This is a genomic window from Geodermatophilus sp. DF01-2 (assembly GCF_004571065.1).
Taxonomy (GTDB): Bacteria; Actinomycetota; Actinomycetes; order Mycobacteriales; family Geodermatophilaceae; genus Geodermatophilus.
Genome location: NZ_SPQN01000012.1, coordinates 22,817 through 37,179 on the forward strand (window position 1 = coordinate 22,817; position 14,363 = coordinate 37,179).

The window sequence follows — 14,363 nt, forward strand, 5'->3', positions numbered from 1 at the left end:
CTAACCGTTTGGAGCCGCTACAGTGCGCCGGCTCGACCGCGGTGGTGCGCCGCCGGACGTCTCCCGCGGGGTTGGCGAACGCCCCGGCGGGGGAGGAGCAGGGCATGCCTGGACCCACGCGAGGCTTCCTCGGCCGCCGCCGCGAGCGCGACCCCCGGCTGCCGCCCGGGCAGTACGACGTCGGCCGCGACTGGCCGGTGCTGACCGCCGAGCCCACCCCGCGGATCGCCCCCGAGACCTGGAGCATCACCGTCGACGGCCGGGTGGAGAACCCGACGACGTGGACCTGGGACGAGGCGCACCTCCTGCCGCGCTCGGAGTACCGCGGCGACATCCACTGCGTCACCACGTGGTCGAAGTTCGACACCTGGTTCGCCGGCGTCAGCGTCGACACGCTGCTCGAGGCAACCCGCCCTACCGCGGACGCGCACTTCGTCGTCGCGACGTCGAAGACCGGCTACACCACCAACCTGCCGCTCGCGGACGTCACCGGCGGGAAGGCGTGGGTCGTCTGGGAGTACGACGGCGGGCCGCTGCCGGTCGAGCACGGCGGCCCGGTGCGACTGCTCGTACCGCACCTCTACTTCTGGAAGAGCGCCAAGTGGGTCACCCGGCTGACCCTCCTGCAGCGCGACCAGCCCGGTTTCTGGGAGCAGAACGGCTACCACGACCGCGGCGACCCCTGGCGCGAGCAGCGCTACCAGGGTGACTGAACCCGGCCGGCGCGCCCCGAGCGGCGGGTGGCGGACGGCGACCGTCGCCGGCGTCCGGCGGCCCGTCCCGCGGGGGGTGGAGCTGCGGCTCGACGTCGCCGACCGGGTCGAGCACCTGGCCGGCCAGCACTACGTCGTCCGGCTCACCGCCGAGGACAGCTACACCGCCCAGCGGTCGTACTCGGTGGCCTCCGCGCCGGGCGACCCGCTGGTCGAGCTCTTCGTCGAACGCCTCGACGAGGGTGAGGTGTCCACCTACCTCGCCGACGTCGTCGAGCCCGGCGACGAGCTCGACGTGCGCGGCCCGATCGGCGGCTGGTTCGCGTGGGACGGCGCACGCCCGGCGCTGCTGGTCGGCGGCGGTACCGGCATCGTCCCGCTGGTGGCCATGGTGCGTACCGCACGCGAGCTCGGCCGCACCGACCTGCTACGGATCGCGGTCTCGACGCGCACCCTGGCCGAGCTGCCCTACGCCGGCGAACTGCTCGCGGCCGGCGCGCTGGTGGCGACCACCCGCGAAGCACATGGTCTCCGGACCGCCGGGCGGCTGACCGCCGCGGACCTCGTACCGCTGTGCGAACGGGGCCAGACCGCCTACGTCTGCGGATCGGCCGGCTTCGCCGAAGCGGCCAGCCAGCTGCTCGTCGGCATGGGGATCCCGGCCGCCGACGTCCGGGTCGAACGGTTCGGTCCGAGCGGCTGAGCGGGGCGGCCGGGTCCCGCCCGCGTCCAGGGGCCGGCGGCCGCATCCGGAGAATCAAGCCGTGCACACCGAGGTCTGCCCGGTCGGGGCCGTCGACGACGAGCTCCGGTCGCAGCTGCTCACCTGCTGGGCGGACGTGACCAACGCCGGGGGATCGGTCGGCTTCGTCCCCCCGGTGACGGAGGCGGATCTCGCGCCCTACCTCGACGCGGTCGTCGAGCGGGTGCACCAGGGCCGCGAGGTCATCGCGCTCCTGCGGGTGGACGGCGAGGTAGCCGGGTTCGCCGTGCTGTCGCTGTCGGTCAGCCCGCTGCGGCGGCACTGGGCCACCGTGCTGCGCGTGCAGGTGCGCCCGGAGCGGCAGGGAGCGGGGCTCGGGCGGGCGCTCATGACCGGCGTGCACGCGATCGCCCGCGAGCGCGGGCTGGAGTTCCTGCACCTGACCGTGCGCGGCGGCACCGGCCTCGAGGCGTTCTACCAGGGGCTCGGCTACCGGGAGTTCGGCCGGATGCCCGGCGCGATCCGGGTGGCCCCGGGCGACGACCGCGAGGAGCTGCACCTGACGTGCCGGCTGTAGTCACCCGAGCGGGTCGCGCCCGGCCACCGTGCCCTCGGCCGAGAGCAGGGCGAGGCGGGCGAAGAGCTCCTCGGCGTACCAGCCTTCCTGGGCGGTGCGGGTGACGACGGCGGCGTGCGGTGCCCGGTCGTAGGCGAAGCAGTTCAGCGCCGCGGCGGAATCCCAGACGCTGAAGGTGCCCTGCAACCCGAGCGGCGCCTCTCCGACGCCGAGCGCGAGGCGCAGGCCGGAGCTCTCGTGCAGGTCGGCCGAGACCGGCGGGACGGCGCGCCAGAAGGTCAGCGCCTTGCGCGGGGTCAGCCGGGCGCGGGTGACCGCGGCGACCGGGCCGTCCCACCGCTGCGGCCAGGGCCGCCCGAACGGCTCCTGCCGCGACCACCGGCCACGGGCGGCGAGCGGACGCATCCGGGCGGCCCACTGCTCGTCGGCGATCCGCTGCCACCGGCGGACGACGTCGCCGGTCTCGAACGCGGCGGCCGCGCGCTCGTCGTCCCACACCGCGAGGAGCGCCCACCGGCGCGGGTCGGCGTCCCGGACGGTGAAGGTGCGCCCGCTGCCGGTGCCCAGCAGCTTGGCGAACCGCAGCCCGGGGGTGCGGCGCAGCGGACGCCGGTCGGTGGCCATCCGCAGCAGCGCGGCGGGCACCGACCGGCCGGGCACGCCCCACACGTGCAGGGTCGCCAGCCGTCGTGTGGTCACGGGCCGATCCTCCCCGCCCGCGGCCGGACGTGTGCGGCCCCGGGCGTACCGGGGTAGCCCCCGCCCGGCCGTGCCGGCAGCCGGAGGACCCGGGCCAGGGACGGGCAGCCGAGAGGAGACCTGCCGTGACGCAGTCTGCGCGCGAGGAGCTGGGTGACAGCGACGCACCGATCGAGGACCAGGTCGTCGAGGCATTCGACCGGATCGTCAGCGAGGGTGCGCAGCGGCTGCACCGGTCGTGGCCGGAGATGTTCGCCACCGGCCTCTCCGGCGGGTTCGAGATCGCTACCGGCCTGCTGGCGCTGCTCGCCGTCTACGCGGCGACCGGCAGCGACCTCCTCGCCGGGCTCGCCTTCAGCGTGGGGTTCGTCGCGCTCGTGCTGGCGCGCAGCGAACTGTTCACGGAGGGGTTCCTCGTGCCGGTCACCGCGGTGGCCGCCGGTCGGGCGAACCTCGGGCAACTGGGCAAGCTGTGGTTGGGCACCCTCGTCGCCAACCTCATCGGCGGCTGGCTGGTGACCTGGCTGGTGGTGCGCGCCTTTCCGGACCTGCGCAGCACCGCGACCGAGCTGGCGGTGCACTTCATCGACGCGCCGCTGGACCTGACCTCGATCTCCCTGGCGGTGCTCGCGGGGATGACCATCACCCTGATGACCCGCATGCAGCACGGCACCACCTCGGACGGCGTCAAGGTCGCCGCCGCCGTCGTCGGCGGCTTCCTCATCACCGGGCTGCAGATGTTCCACTCGGTCGTCGAGTCCCTGCTCGCCTTCGCCGCCCTGCACGCCGGAGCACCGTTCGGCTACGCCGACTGGCTGGCGTGGTTCTGGTACGTGGCGCTGTTCAACCTCCTCGGCGGCCTGGTGGCGGTCACCCTGACCCGGCTGGTGCGCAGCAAGGAGCTGATCCAGCGCGAGCGGGCCGACGCCGCGTCCTGAGGACACCGTCCCGCCGAGCCTCCCGCGCGCACCGCACGGTGCTCGTCGTGCTGCCGGCCGTGATCGAGTTCGACGCAGGCGCTGCCCGTGCTGCGGGTGGGGGAGGACTCCTTCCTCGCCGTCCCGACCGGCTGGGCGGTCGGGCTGGTCGTGTGCAGCGCCTGGGCGCTCGGCGCGTGCTCGATGGGGGCGGTGCTGCTCGAGAGCCGCGACGTCTAGCCCCGAGCGGCCCGGCGGATCGCGGTCAGGTAGCGCGCGGTGGCCAGCCGCTGGACCAGCGTGCTCACCGGCCCGCCGAGGCGGGCCAGCGGCGAGGCCAGCCGGGCGAACACCCGCAGCGTGAAGACGACGTCGTCGCCCGGGGTCAACCGGACGACGAACGCCTCCTCGCCGCTCTCCGGATGCCCGGGCAGCGTGCCGTAGGCGAAACCGCGCTCGTCGCCGGTCGTCTGGGCCCACACCACCCGGCAGGGGATGTCGTACCCCGGCCGCGTCAGCCCGGCGGTGAGGACGACGACGGTGCCCGGCTCGCTCGCCGGCCCGGTGGCCCGCACCCGCAGCCCGACGCCGCGCTGCGCCCGCCAGTCGAACACCGCGGTCACGGCCCGCTCGAACGCCTCCCGGCCGGAGCCGACCACCGCCGACCGCTCCAGGTGGTCGTAGCCGGTCGGGAGCGTGGCGTCCCGCGTCGCGCCCACCTCGGGGTAGGTGAACGGGACGCCGGTGAGGTCGGCGGGGTCGAGGACGCGCAGGATGCCCACGCCGGCAGTCTGCCCGGCGCGCCCGCCGGTGGGGTCCCGGCCACTGTGCTGCCCGCCGTCACCGCCATCCGCTACGTCACCCCGCTGCGCGAGGGTGGCTCGCTGCCCGGACTCATGGAGGCCGACGACCTGGGCACCTACGTGGTCGAGTGGCGGGCCGCCGGGCAGGGCGGGGAGGTGCTCGTCGCCGAGACGCCGAGGCCGACCGGCTGCTGCGGCTGCTCGTGCTGCCGCTGTCAGACCGGTGACCGGCGGGTCGAGGGGCTGTCCGCGGGCATGACGGCTCGGGTCTGCCCGTAGCCCATTCGAGTGAACGCACGGTGACCGAAAAGCGCCTGGAAGTTCCGGACGGCGTCACCTCGGCGTCGATCGGCCTCCCTAGCGTCCCTGGCGACCCACTGGCTACATTGAGGAGCTTCGATCGACCGCTATGGCGTGGGTGGCGACCGGTTCAACTGGGCCACCCACGACCCGCGGTTCGTCGTCACTCCCACCGATTCGCACGAGCCCAACCGGTTCGGTTGGGTGGTCGAGATCGACCCGTTCGACCCTCACTCCACGCCGGTCAAGCGGACCGCCCTCGGACGGCTGAAGCACGAGGGTGCCTTCGTGCACACGGCCGAGAACGGCCGCGTCGTGGTCTACATGGGCGACGACCAGGTCGACGAGTACGTCTACAAGTTCGTCAGCGCCGAGACGTGGGAGTCCTGCCGGAAGAGCGGCAAGAGCCCGCTGGACGAGGGGACCCTCTACGTCGCCCGGTTCAACGACGACGGCACCGGCGACTGGCTACCGCTGGTGCACGGGACCGGTCCGCTGACGGACGGCGGCAGCACCTGGCCGCAGAACGACGAGTTCGACACCCCGCGGTCGGCCACCGTGGTCATCACCAAGGACGACGGCGGGATCATCGGCACCTGACCGGCCGCCCCTCTCCGTCGCGGGGCGCGCATCAGGAGGGGAACAGCTCGTCAACCCGTTGGGCCAGCCCCAGGTCCAGCTCGGTCACCCCGCCGGCGGAGTGCGTGACCAGTGTCAGGTGCAGGGTGCGCCAGCGCAGGTCGACGTCGGGGTGGTGGTCCATCTGCTCGGCGGCGAAGCCGATCCGCACGAGGGCGGCCACGGCCTCCGGGAAGCCGGGCAGCGCGACGCTGCGGCGGATGCCGTCACCGTCGCCGGACCACAGCGGCAGCCCGGAGAGGGCGGCGGAGAGCTCGTCGGGGGAGAGGCGCGGCGGTCGGGGCACGGCGGTCATCCTGCCGCCCGGGGCACCTACAGGTGCAGTCCGCACTCGGTCTTGCCACGCCCGGCCCAGCGGCCGGCGCGCGGGTCCTCGCCCGGGGCCACCGGCCGGGTGCACGGTGCACAGCCGATCGAGGCGTAGCCGATCTCCTGCAGCGGGTTGACCGGCACCTGGTGCTCGGCGACGTAGGCGTCGACGTGTCCTTGAGTCCAGGAGGCCAGCGGGTTGACCTTCACCATGCCGCGCTTGGCGTCCCAGTCGACGACCTTCGTCCCGGCGCGGGTCGGCGACTCGTCGCGGCGCACGCCCGAGCCCCATGCGGCGTACCCGGCGAGGGCTCGCGCCAGCGGCTGCACCTTCCGCAGCGAGCAGCACAGGTCGGGGTCGCGCTGGTGTAGCTCCGGGCCGTGCTCGGCGTCCTGCTCGGCGACCGTCTGCGGCGGTTGCACGTTCACCAGCGTGATCGGCATGACGCCGCTGACCCAGTCGCGGGTGCCGATCGTCTCGGCGAAGTGGTAGCCGGTGTCGAGGAAGACCACGTTGACGCCGGGGACCGCCCGGGAGGCCAGGTGCGCCAGCAGCCCGTCGGCCATGGACGACGTCACCGCGAAGTCGTCGCCGAAGGTCTCCCCGGCCCAGCGCAGGACGGCCAGGGCCTGCTCGACCGGGTCGGCGACGCCCTCGAAACGGGCGTCGGCCTCGGCGGCGAGCTCGGGGGTGGGCCGGACGGCGGTCGTCATGGCTGCTGCACTCCTGTTCCGGTGAGCCGGACGGTGAAGGTCCGCAGGCACGCGGCGCAGCGCCACTCGCCTCCGTCCCCGTGCGGGGTCAGCTCCTCGTCCCCGCAGTACGGGCAGAAGAACACCGGCAGCTGGCGGGCCCTTCCCGTCGGCTGGTCCTCCATCTCAGAGCAACCAGGCTTCCTCGGCGCGCGCGACGTACGCCGCGAACCGCTCACCCGGCTCGCGCCGCTCCAGGTAGCCGCGCAGCACCCGCTCGCAGTAGTCGGCGGTCTCGGCCTTGGTCACCTTGTGGCCGCGGAACTTGCGGCCGAACGCGGCGTCGACCCCGAGGTGGCCCCCCAGGTGCACCTGGAAGCCCTCGACCATCTCGCCGGAGTCGTCGCGGACCATCGAGCCCTTGAAGCCGATGTCGGCGGTCTGGAAGCGCGCGCAGCTGTTCGGGCAGCCGTTGACGTTGATCCCGATCGGGGTGTCGAACTCCGGCAGCCGCTTCTCCAGCTCGGCGTAGAGGTCCTGGGCGTGCTGCTTGGTCTCCACGATCGCGAGTTTGCAGAACTCCAGCCCGGTGCAGGCCATGGTGCCCCGGCGGAAGGCGCTCGGGCGCACCAGCAGGTCGTGCTCGGCCAGCGCGGCGACCAGGTCCTCCACCCGCTCGTCGGGGACGTCGAGGATGACCATCTTCTGCTGGGTCGTCGTCCGGATGCGCCCCTGCCCGTACTCGTCGGCGAGGTCGGCGATCCGGGTGAGCAGGCTGCCGCTGATCCGGCCGGTGCGCAGGGCGAAGCCGACAGCGTTCGTGCCGTCCTTCTGCCTGCGGACGCCGACGTGGTCGCGCTGGTCGTGCGTGGCCGGCGCGGGGGCGGGACCGTCGGGCAGGGCCTCGTGCAGGTACTCGTCCTCCAGCACCTGGCGGAACCTCTCCGGCCCCCAGTCGGCCATGAGGAACTTCATCCGGGCGTGGTTGCGCTGCCGGCGGTAGCCGTAGTCGCGGAAGATCGAGGTGACCGCGGCCCACACCTCGGTGACCTGGTCGGGCCGGACGAAGACGCCGATCCGCTGGGCCAGCTTGGGGTTGGTGGACAGCCCGCCGCCGACCCACAGGTCGTACCCGGCCTGGCCGTAGTCGTCGACCACACCGACGAACGAGACGTCGTCGAGCTCCGGCTCGGTGCAGTGGTCGGGGCAGCCGGACATCGAGGTCTTCCACTTGCGCGGCAGGTTGCTGAACTCCGGGCTGCCGACGTACTTCGCGACCGTCTGGGCCATGACGCCACTGGCGTCGATCACCTCGTCCTCGAGGACGCCGGCCAACGGGCAGTTGAGCATGCCGCGCGGGGTGTCGCCGCAGGCCTCGGTCGTCGTGAGACCGACCGCCGCCAGCCGCTCCCAGATCTCCGGCACGTCGTCGATCCGGATCCAGTGGTACTGCACGTTCTGCCGGTCGGTGACGTCGGCGACGTCGCGGCCGAAGTCCGTGCTGATCCCGCCGATGGTCCGCAGCTGTGCGCTGCTCAGCGCCCCGCCGTCGGTCCGCACCCGCATCATGAAATAGGAGTCCTCGAGCTCCTCGGGCTCCAGGACGGCGGTCTTGCCTCCCGGGATGCCCTGGGCGCGCTGGGTGTAGAGGCCCATCCAGCGGAACCGGCCGCGCAGGTCGCTGGGGTCGATGCCGCCGAAGCCGGTGTGCGCGTAGATGTCGAGGATTCGCTGACGGACCTCGAGCCCGTCGTTGTCCTTCTTCATCCGCTCGTTCGGGTTGAGCGGCTCGCGGTAGCCCAGCGCCCACTGGCCCTGACCGCGCTGGGGTGCACTGCGGCGTGACGGCCGGTCGCTCGTAGAGGGAGGGATGGTCACAGCGGGTCTTCCTTACTGCGCCGTCCGTCCAGAACGCCGGGAACGGACGGGCGCTGCCGGATCGGGGGGCACAGCGGACGCTGCGCGGGGGATCGGAGGTCAGCGCGCGGGGCGACAGACCGCGCTGCTCACCAGCGCCAGGTCGATGTGACGGCGCGCGACGAGGAGGAGGTCGCGATCGGTCACGTGTCGATGGTCCCACATCCGCGCCACGGGCGAGTGTGAGTCAGCCGACGGGAGAGGACTCCTCGTTCATCGCGCCGCGGATGCGGGCGACCGACCCGGCCAGCGGGGTGACCGAGGTGTCGATGACGGCCTCGGCCCGAGCGGGCGGCTCGTAGGGGTCGTCGATGCCGGTGAGGCCGGTGAGCGTGCACCAGCACGAACCGGCTGTGCCGCTCGACCAGCGCACGGGCGTCCTCGTGGGCGGCCTCGTGGGCGGCCTCGTAGGGTGCGATCGCCGCGGCGGTCACCGACCCTGGTCCGCGGCGGCCTCGTCGCCGAAGCTCCGCCAGGCCTCCTCGAGCGCGGCCAGCTCGGCGACCGGGGCCGGCAGCGTGCCGGCGACGACGTCCGCGAGGGTGACCTGCTCGAGGACTCGCCGGTAGGCCTCTCGCGCGGCGACCCACACCGAGGCCAGCGGGACGGCCGTGCCCGAGTACTCGACGTCCTCCGGGCGCTGGCCGTGCACCTCCGCGAGGAACCCCTGCTCCACCCGCATGACCCGGGCGATCGAGACCTCGGACGGTGGCAGGGCCAGCCGGTAGCCGCCCTCCCGGCCGCGCTGGCTGGTGACCAGGCGGGCGTGCTGCAGGTCGCCCAGGATCGACTGCAGGAACCGGCCGGGGATGCCCTGCGCCGTGGCGATGCGGTCGCAGGTGAGGGCGCCGGGTGCCGCCGCGGCCAGCTCCACGGCGGCCCGGACGGCGTAGTCGACCCGGGCGGTGATGCGCACAACGGCAAGTCTGCCCTGTCTGGGAGTGTGGGACGGTGCCGCAGCTGCGTTTCACCACCTTGGTGGAGGCGCCGCTGACCGTGGCGTTCGACGTCGCCCGCGCCCTCGGCCGGCCCTGGCCGGTGCCGCTGGAGGAGGTCGTCTCGGTTCGGCCGGTCCGCGACGTGTACGCCGTCGGGCCCGGCCGGGGCTGGCGCTGGCTGACCCACTCCCGCCGCTACACGGCCACCGGCGCCGGCACCCTCGTCGACGAACAGGTCGACTGGGCGACCGCGCTGCCGGGGGTGCCCGGGCGGGGGCTCGACCTGCTGCTGCGCCGGCGCGTCCTGCGGGCGATGCAGGCCCACCTGGACGCCTACGCCGCCGCGGCCGCCCGGCGGGCGCTCGACGTCGTCCAGGTGGTGGGCGCGGCCCTGGTGGACGGCGACCGGGTGCTCGTCGCCCAGCGCTCGGGCGGGCCCTACGACGGCTGCTGGGAGTTCCCCGGCGGCAAGGTCGAACCGGGGGAGGACGAGCTCGCGGCCCTGGTCCGGGAGATCGGGGAGGAGCTCGGCGTCGTCGTCGTCCCGCAGGCGTTCGTGGGCGAGGTGGTGCTCGACGGCGTCGTCGCCGGCGGGCTGCCGGGCGCCTCCACGCTGCGGGTGTGGTGGGCCCGCGCCGAGGCCGGCGGACAGATCACCGCCCACGAGCACAGCGAGCTGCGCTGGCTGGCCGCCGACGAGCTCGAGGCGCTCGACTGGATCCCCGCCGACCGCCCGTTGCTGCCCGCCGTCCGCGCCCTCCTCGCCCGCCTCTGACCCCCCGGACGGCGACGGACGCCGGCCCGGGAAGGACGGCGTCCGTCGTGGTGGGGGAGGGTGCCGGCCGAGGCCTACTTCTTGAAGACGTCCTTGACCTTCTCGCCGGCCTGCTTGAGGTTGCCCGAGGCCTGGTCGGCCTGGCCCTCGGCCTGCAGGTCGCGGTCACCGGTCGCGTTGCCGGCGGTCTCCTTGCCCTTGCCGGACAGCTCCTCGGCCTTGTTCTTCATCTTGTCCATGCCACTCATGCCGGATTCCTCTCGTCGGTCCGGCCTTCGGTACCCGGGACGGCGGACCTGACACGCCGGGCGGCAGGATGGCGGAAGACGTCCGGCGGGACGGCACTTCGGGTGGAACTCCTGCGCAGGGCGCGTGGCCGGGTCGGCGCAAGCGTTGTTCCACCCTGTGAGATCCTGAGCCGAGGTCACAAGTCGGTGACGGTCGTGGACGCCCTTCGCGAAGCGCGCCTAGGGTCCCCGCTCGTACCGGGTTGACTCCGGTACCTGTCCGCACGATCCCGGCCGCCCGTCCGATGGCGCGGGCTGCCGGAGAACGGTCCGTTCCCCCCGCAGAGCGGGATGAGGGAGGCATTGCACGTGAGGTTGAGCAAGCGCTCTGCTGCGCTCGTCGCGTCCGGTCTGTCCGGCGCGATGCTGCTGTCCGCCTGTGGCGGCGGCGACGACGACGGTGGCTCGGCGAGCGGGGGCGGCGAAGGCGGCTCCTTCAGCATCTACATCGGCGAGCCCGAGAACCCGCTGATCCCCGGCAACACCAACGAGACCGAGGGCGGCCAGGTCGTCGACTCGCTGTGGACCGGCCTGGTCGAGTACGACCCGGACAACAACGAGGCCGTGTACACCGGCGTCGCCGAGTCCATCGAGTCCGACGACCAGCAGACCTGGACCGTCACCCTCAAGGACGGCTGGACGTTCCACGACGGGTCGCCGGTGAACGCGCAGTCGTTCATCGACGCGTGGAACTACGTGGCCTACAGCCCGAACGCCCAGGGCAACTCCTACTTCTTCGCCAACATCGCCGGCTACGAGAACCTGCAGGCGCCCACCGACCCCGCCACCGGTGAGCCGACGGGCGAGCCCCCGGCAGCAACGGAGATGTCGGGCCTGCGCATCATCGACGACCTCACCTTCGAGGTCGAGCTCGCGACCCCGTACGCGCAGTGGCCGACGACCACCGGCTACACCGCCTTCTTCCCGATGCCGCAGGTGTTCTTCGACGACGTGGAGGCGTTCGGCGAGCAGCCGGTCGGCAACGGCCCGTTCCAGGCCGAGGAGCCCTTCGTCCCGGGTCAGGGCATCACGCTGACCAGGTACGAGGAGTACGGCGGTGAGCGCCCGGCCAACGCCGACGCGGTCGAGTACCGGGTCTACACCGAGATCAACACCGCCTACACCGACCTGCAGGGCGGCTCCCTCGACATCGTCGACCAGGTCCCGCCGGACGCCATCGCCTCCGTGGCCGAGGAGTTCGGCGACCGCTACATCGAGAACCCGCGCGGTGACATCACCTCGCTGGGCTTCCCGACCTACGACGCCCGCTTCGCCGACCCGAACGTGCGCAAGGCCTTCTCGATGGCCATCGACCGGGAGGCGATCACCGAGGCCATCTTCCTCGGCACCCGCACCCCGGCGGCGTCGTTCGTCAGCCCGGTGGTCAACGGCTACCGCGAGGACGCCTGCGACGTCTGCGAGCTCAACGTCGAGGAGGCCAACCGGCTGCTCGACGAGGCGGGCTTCGACCGCAGCCAGCCGGTCGACCTGTGGTTCAACGCCGGTGCCGGCCACGAGGAGTGGATGCAGGCGATCGGCAACCAACTCCGCGAGAACCTGGGCGTGGAGTACCAGCTGCGCGGCGACCTGCAGTTCGCCGAGTACCTCCCGCTGCAGGACGCCCAGGGCATGACCGGTCCGTTCCGCTCCGGCTGGATCATGGACTACCCGGTCATGGAGAACTTCCTGGGCCCGCTGTACTCGACCTCGGCGCTGCCCCCGGGCGGCTCCAACTCGGTCTTCTACAGCAACCCGGCGTTCGACCAGGCGTTGGCCGAGGGCAATGCCGCCGACACCGACGAGGCGGCGATCGAGGCCTACCAGACGGCGGAGGACATCCTCATCAGCGACCTGCCGGCGGCGCCGCTGTTCTACGGCGTCATCCAGGGTGCGCACTCGGAGGACGTCACGAACGTCGTCATCGACGCCTTCGGGCGCATCGACGCGGCGGCCGTCGAGGTCGTCCAGTGACGGTCTGACCGAGTCGGACAGCTGAGTCACGACAGGTGCGCCCGGCCCCGCGGGGCCGGGCGCACCTCCGTGTCCGGCCCTACCCTGGGTCCGGCTCGACCCGGGCCTCGTCCCCGATGAACAAGGAGGCAGCGCATGGGCCGCTACGTCGCCCGACGCCTGCTGCTCACCATCCCCGTGCTGATCGGGGCCTCGTTCCTCATCTTCGCGATGGTCTACGCGCTGCCCGGGGACCCCATCCGGGCACTGGCCGGTGACCGGCCGCTGTCACCGGCCGTGCAGGCAGCGCTGCGCGACGAGTACAACCTCGACGACCCGCTCTGGCTGCAGTACGCGAAGTACGTCTGGGGCCTGCTCCAGCTCGACTTCGGCACCGACTTCTCCGGCCGCGAGGTCTGGGACATCATCGAGCGCCGGCTGCCGGTGACCGCGAAGCTGGCCCTGGCCGCCGTCATCTTCGAGGCGCTCATCGGCCTGGCCGCCGGCATCCTGGCCGGCATCCGCCGCGGCTCGTTCTTCGACAACCTGGTGCTGGTGACGACCACGCTGATCGTCTCCATCCCGGTGTTCGTCCTGGGCTTCGTCGCCCAGTACCTCTTCGGCCTGCGGATCCCGATCTTCCCGACGTCCGGCATCCGTGACGGCTGGTACAGCTATCTGCTGCCCGGCCTCGTGCTGGCCAGCCTGTCGCTGGCCTACGTGGCCCGCCTGACCCGGACCAGCCTGGCGGAGAACCTGCGGCAGGACTACGTGCGGACGGCGCGGGCGAAGGGGCTCAAGCCCTCGGTCGTGATCGGCAAGCACACGCTGCGCAACAGCCTGATCCCGGTGGTCACGTTCATCGGTGCCGACATCGGGGCCTTGATGGGCGGCGCCATCGTGACCGAGACGATCTTCAACATCCCCGGCCTCGGGCGTGCGGTGTACGACGCGGTGCTACGCCAGGAGGGGGCGGTCGTCGTCGGCATCGTGACGCTGTTCGTCTTCTTCTACATCTTCTTCAACCTCGTCGTGGACATCCTGTACGCCCTGCTCGATCCGAGGATCCGCTATGACTGAGCACAGATCCGACCCGGCGCTGCGGACGAAGGACGCCGGGGGCTCCGACCCGCTCGACCGCGAGGTGATCCACCGGGACGAGGCCGCCGACCGCACCGGCGACTGGGCCGAGACCACCCTCGAGGCGAAGGCCGCCGGGCCGGACATCGAGGAGGCGAGCCTCTGGTCCGACGCCTGGCGCAGCCTCCGGAAGAATCCCTTCTTCATCGTCGGGGCACTGTTGCTCGCCGTCTTCCTCGTGATGGCCGTGTTCCCGCAGCTGTTCACCGACGTCGACCCCCGGGAGTGCGACCTGGCCCGCTCGGCCGAGGGTCCGAGTGCGGCCGCCTGGTTCGGCTACGACGTCCAGGGCTGCGACTACTACGCCAACGTCGTGTACGGCGCGCGGGTGTCGGTGACCATCGGCTTCCTCGCGATGCTCGGCACGTTGGCCATCGGGGTGCTGGTCGGCTCGCTGGCCGGCTACTACGGCGGCTGGATCGACAGCGTCCTGGCCCGGATCACCGACATCTTCTACGGGCTGCCGCTGATCCTGGGCGCCTTCATCCTGCTGTCGGTGCTGCCCGAGCGTGGTGTCGTGGAGGTCTCCCTCGCGCTGATCGTCTTCGGGTGGATGACGTCCATGCGGCTGGTGCGGTCGACGGTCGTGTCGGTCAAGGAGGCCGACTACGTGCAGGCGGCGCGGGCGCTCGGTGCGCCCACGCGGCGGATCCTGGTGCGGCACATCCTGCCCAACGCGATCGCCCCGGTGCTCGTGTACTCCACGATCTTCATCGGAACCCTCATCGCGGCCGAGGCGACGCTGACCTTCCTGGGCATCGGGCTGCAGCTGCCGGAGATCTCCTGGGGTCTGCAGATCAACTCCGCACAGAACCGGCTCCGGGACGCCGCGCACCTGATCTTCTTCCCGAGCCTCTTCCTGTCGCTGACCGTGCTGTCCTTCATCCTCATCGGCGACGCGCTCCGCGACGCCCTCGACCCGAAGCTGCGGTGATTCCGACGTCGACTGCCCTGTCCCAGACCCCGTCCTCGCCGGCGCCCCTGCCGGGCGCGCCCGTCCTGG

Annotated in this window: 20 protein-coding genes; 11 read left to right on the plus strand and 9 right to left on the minus strand. The window is 72.5% G+C overall.

The window, feature by feature from the left end:
* The first annotated feature begins 104 nt into the window (after positions 1 to 104).
* The 3 genes from E4P41_RS05770 to E4P41_RS05780 all read left to right on the plus strand — a co-directional run bounded on the left by E4P41_RS05770 (position 105) and on the right by E4P41_RS05780 (position 1,993).
* Positions 105 to 713 (plus strand): sulfite oxidase-like oxidoreductase, encoded by a 609-nt coding sequence (locus E4P41_RS05770; protein WP_135139975.1) that lies wholly within the window; start codon positions 105 to 107, stop codon positions 711 to 713.
* Entirely contained in the window at positions 706 to 1,416 is a 711-nt protein-coding gene (locus tag E4P41_RS05775) for an FAD-binding oxidoreductase (protein ID WP_135139976.1), read from the plus strand. The genes E4P41_RS05770 and E4P41_RS05775 overlap by 8 nt, the downstream gene beginning before the upstream one ends.
* A gap of 61 nt (positions 1,417 to 1,477) precedes the next feature.
* On the plus strand, positions 1,478 to 1,993 hold the full coding sequence (locus E4P41_RS05780) for a GNAT family N-acetyltransferase (RefSeq protein WP_209307561.1): 516 nt from the start codon (positions 1,478 to 1,480) through the stop codon (positions 1,991 to 1,993).
* On the opposite strand, the gene E4P41_RS05785 is transcribed toward E4P41_RS05780, so the two are convergent.
* Positions 1,994 to 2,692, minus strand: a complete 699-nt coding sequence (locus tag E4P41_RS05785; protein WP_135139977.1) for a monooxygenase — start codon at positions 2,690 to 2,692, stop codon at positions 1,994 to 1,996.
* Between the two features lie 125 nt (positions 2,693 to 2,817).
* On the opposite strand from E4P41_RS05785, the gene E4P41_RS05790 reads away from it, so the two are divergent.
* Together E4P41_RS05790 and E4P41_RS23575 are read left to right on the plus strand one after the other, a co-directional pair.
* Positions 2,818 to 3,630: a formate/nitrite transporter family protein gene (locus E4P41_RS05790; protein ID WP_135139978.1), complete on the plus strand. Its 813-nt coding sequence runs from the start codon at positions 2,818 to 2,820 to the stop codon at positions 3,628 to 3,630.
* Positions 3,631 to 3,717: 87 nt separating this feature from the next.
* On the plus strand, positions 3,718 to 3,849 hold the full coding sequence (locus tag E4P41_RS23575) for a hypothetical protein (protein WP_280659415.1): 132 nt from the start codon (positions 3,718 to 3,720) through the stop codon (positions 3,847 to 3,849).
* Here E4P41_RS23575 and E4P41_RS05795 read toward each other — a convergent pair.
* Complete coding sequence (locus E4P41_RS05795) at positions 3,846 to 4,391, minus strand: DUF1990 domain-containing protein (RefSeq protein ID WP_135139979.1); 546 nt, start codon at positions 4,389 to 4,391, stop codon at positions 3,846 to 3,848. The two genes, E4P41_RS23575 and E4P41_RS05795, sit on opposite strands and share 4 nt — an antisense overlap.
* Positions 4,392 to 4,436: 45 nt before the next feature.
* On the opposite strand from E4P41_RS05795, the gene E4P41_RS23055 reads away from it, so the two are divergent.
* Both E4P41_RS23055 and E4P41_RS05805 read left to right on the plus strand, forming a co-directional pair.
* Positions 4,437 to 4,691, plus strand: coding sequence for a hypothetical protein (locus E4P41_RS23055; protein WP_245177138.1), 255 nt, complete (start codon positions 4,437 to 4,439; stop codon positions 4,689 to 4,691).
* 135 nt (positions 4,692 to 4,826) lie between these two features.
* Positions 4,827 to 5,312 (plus strand): alkaline phosphatase PhoX, encoded by a 486-nt coding sequence (locus tag E4P41_RS05805; protein WP_209307562.1) that lies wholly within the window; start codon positions 4,827 to 4,829, stop codon positions 5,310 to 5,312.
* 31 nt (positions 5,313 to 5,343) lie between these two features.
* Here the strand turns inward: E4P41_RS05805 and E4P41_RS05810 are convergent, their stop codons facing one another.
* From E4P41_RS05810 to E4P41_RS05830, 6 genes are all read right to left on the minus strand, one after another.
* Positions 5,344 to 5,646 carry a 4a-hydroxytetrahydrobiopterin dehydratase gene (locus E4P41_RS05810; protein WP_135139981.1) on the minus strand — a complete coding sequence of 101 codons (303 nt, stop codon included), beginning with the start codon at positions 5,644 to 5,646 and terminating at the stop codon, positions 5,344 to 5,346.
* A gap of 17 nt (positions 5,647 to 5,663) precedes the next feature.
* Positions 5,664 to 6,374: a phosphoadenylyl-sulfate reductase gene (locus E4P41_RS05815; RefSeq protein WP_135139982.1), complete on the minus strand. Its 711-nt coding sequence runs from the start codon at positions 6,372 to 6,374 to the stop codon at positions 5,664 to 5,666.
* Positions 6,371 to 6,538, minus strand: coding sequence for a hypothetical protein (locus tag E4P41_RS21935; RefSeq protein WP_167760938.1), 168 nt, complete (start codon positions 6,536 to 6,538; stop codon positions 6,371 to 6,373). Before E4P41_RS21935 ends, E4P41_RS05815 begins: the two co-directional genes overlap by 4 nt.
* Position 6,539: 1 nt before the next feature.
* Entirely contained in the window at positions 6,540 to 8,231 is a 1,692-nt protein-coding gene (locus tag E4P41_RS05820; RefSeq protein WP_135139983.1) for a nitrite/sulfite reductase, read from the minus strand.
* Positions 8,232 to 8,457: 226 nt separating this feature from the next.
* The gene (locus E4P41_RS05825; RefSeq protein WP_135139984.1) at positions 8,458 to 8,643 is read right to left on the minus strand and encodes a hypothetical protein; all 186 of its coding nucleotides are present in this window, start codon (positions 8,641 to 8,643) and stop codon (positions 8,458 to 8,460) included.
* A 57-nt stretch (positions 8,644 to 8,700) separates the two neighbouring features.
* A complete protein-coding gene (locus tag E4P41_RS05830; protein ID WP_135139985.1) occupies positions 8,701 to 9,186 on the minus strand; it encodes an Rrf2 family transcriptional regulator in 486 nt (161 codons plus the stop codon).
* 35 nt (positions 9,187 to 9,221) lie between these two features.
* Here E4P41_RS05830 and E4P41_RS22600 point away from each other — a divergent pair, with 35 nt between their 5' ends.
* The gene (locus E4P41_RS22600) at positions 9,222 to 9,983 is read left to right on the plus strand and encodes a (deoxy)nucleoside triphosphate pyrophosphohydrolase (protein WP_209307563.1); all 762 of its coding nucleotides are present in this window, start codon (positions 9,222 to 9,224) and stop codon (positions 9,981 to 9,983) included.
* 74 nt (positions 9,984 to 10,057) lie between these two features.
* Here E4P41_RS22600 and E4P41_RS05840 read toward each other — a convergent pair whose 3' ends face one another.
* Positions 10,058 to 10,231, minus strand: a complete 174-nt coding sequence (locus E4P41_RS05840; protein ID WP_135139986.1) for a CsbD family protein — start codon at positions 10,229 to 10,231, stop codon at positions 10,058 to 10,060.
* Between the two features lie 348 nt (positions 10,232 to 10,579).
* Here E4P41_RS05840 and E4P41_RS05845 point away from each other — a divergent pair, with 348 nt between their 5' ends.
* The 3 genes from E4P41_RS05845 to E4P41_RS05855 all read left to right on the plus strand — a co-directional run bounded on the left by E4P41_RS05845 (position 10,580) and on the right by E4P41_RS05855 (position 14,294).
* Positions 10,580 to 12,241: an ABC transporter substrate-binding protein gene (locus tag E4P41_RS05845; protein WP_209307564.1), complete on the plus strand. Its 1,662-nt coding sequence runs from the start codon at positions 10,580 to 10,582 to the stop codon at positions 12,239 to 12,241.
* A 135-nt stretch (positions 12,242 to 12,376) separates the two neighbouring features.
* Positions 12,377 to 13,300, plus strand: a complete 924-nt coding sequence (locus E4P41_RS05850; RefSeq protein ID WP_135139988.1) for an ABC transporter permease — start codon at positions 12,377 to 12,379, stop codon at positions 13,298 to 13,300.
* Positions 13,293 to 14,294, plus strand: a complete 1,002-nt coding sequence (locus E4P41_RS05855) for an ABC transporter permease (protein WP_135139989.1) — start codon at positions 13,293 to 13,295, stop codon at positions 14,292 to 14,294. The genes E4P41_RS05850 and E4P41_RS05855 overlap by 8 nt, the downstream gene beginning before the upstream one ends.
* Positions 14,295 to 14,363: the final 69 nt, after the last annotated feature.

Coding starts and splice junctions, on each gene's coding strand:
- E4P41_RS05810 (WP_135139981.1), bottom strand. CDS start 5,646: ATGACCGCCGTGCCCCGACCGCCGCGCCTCTCCCCCGACGAGCTCTCC.
- E4P41_RS05850 (WP_135139988.1), top strand. CDS start 12,377: ATGGGCCGCTACGTCGCCCGACGCCTGCTGCTCACCATCCCCGTGCTG.
- E4P41_RS05855 (WP_135139989.1), top strand. CDS start 13,293: ATGACTGAGCACAGATCCGACCCGGCGCTGCGGACGAAGGACGCCGGG.
- E4P41_RS05770 (WP_135139975.1), top strand. CDS start 105: ATGCCTGGACCCACGCGAGGCTTCCTCGGCCGCCGCCGCGAGCGCGAC.
- E4P41_RS05840 (WP_135139986.1), bottom strand. CDS start 10,231: ATGAGTGGCATGGACAAGATGAAGAACAAGGCCGAGGAGCTGTCCGGC.
- E4P41_RS21935 (WP_167760938.1), bottom strand. CDS start 6,538: ATGGAGGACCAGCCGACGGGAAGGGCCCGCCAGCTGCCGGTGTTCTTC.
- E4P41_RS05815 (WP_135139982.1), bottom strand. CDS start 6,374: ATGACGACCGCCGTCCGGCCCACCCCCGAGCTCGCCGCCGAGGCCGAC.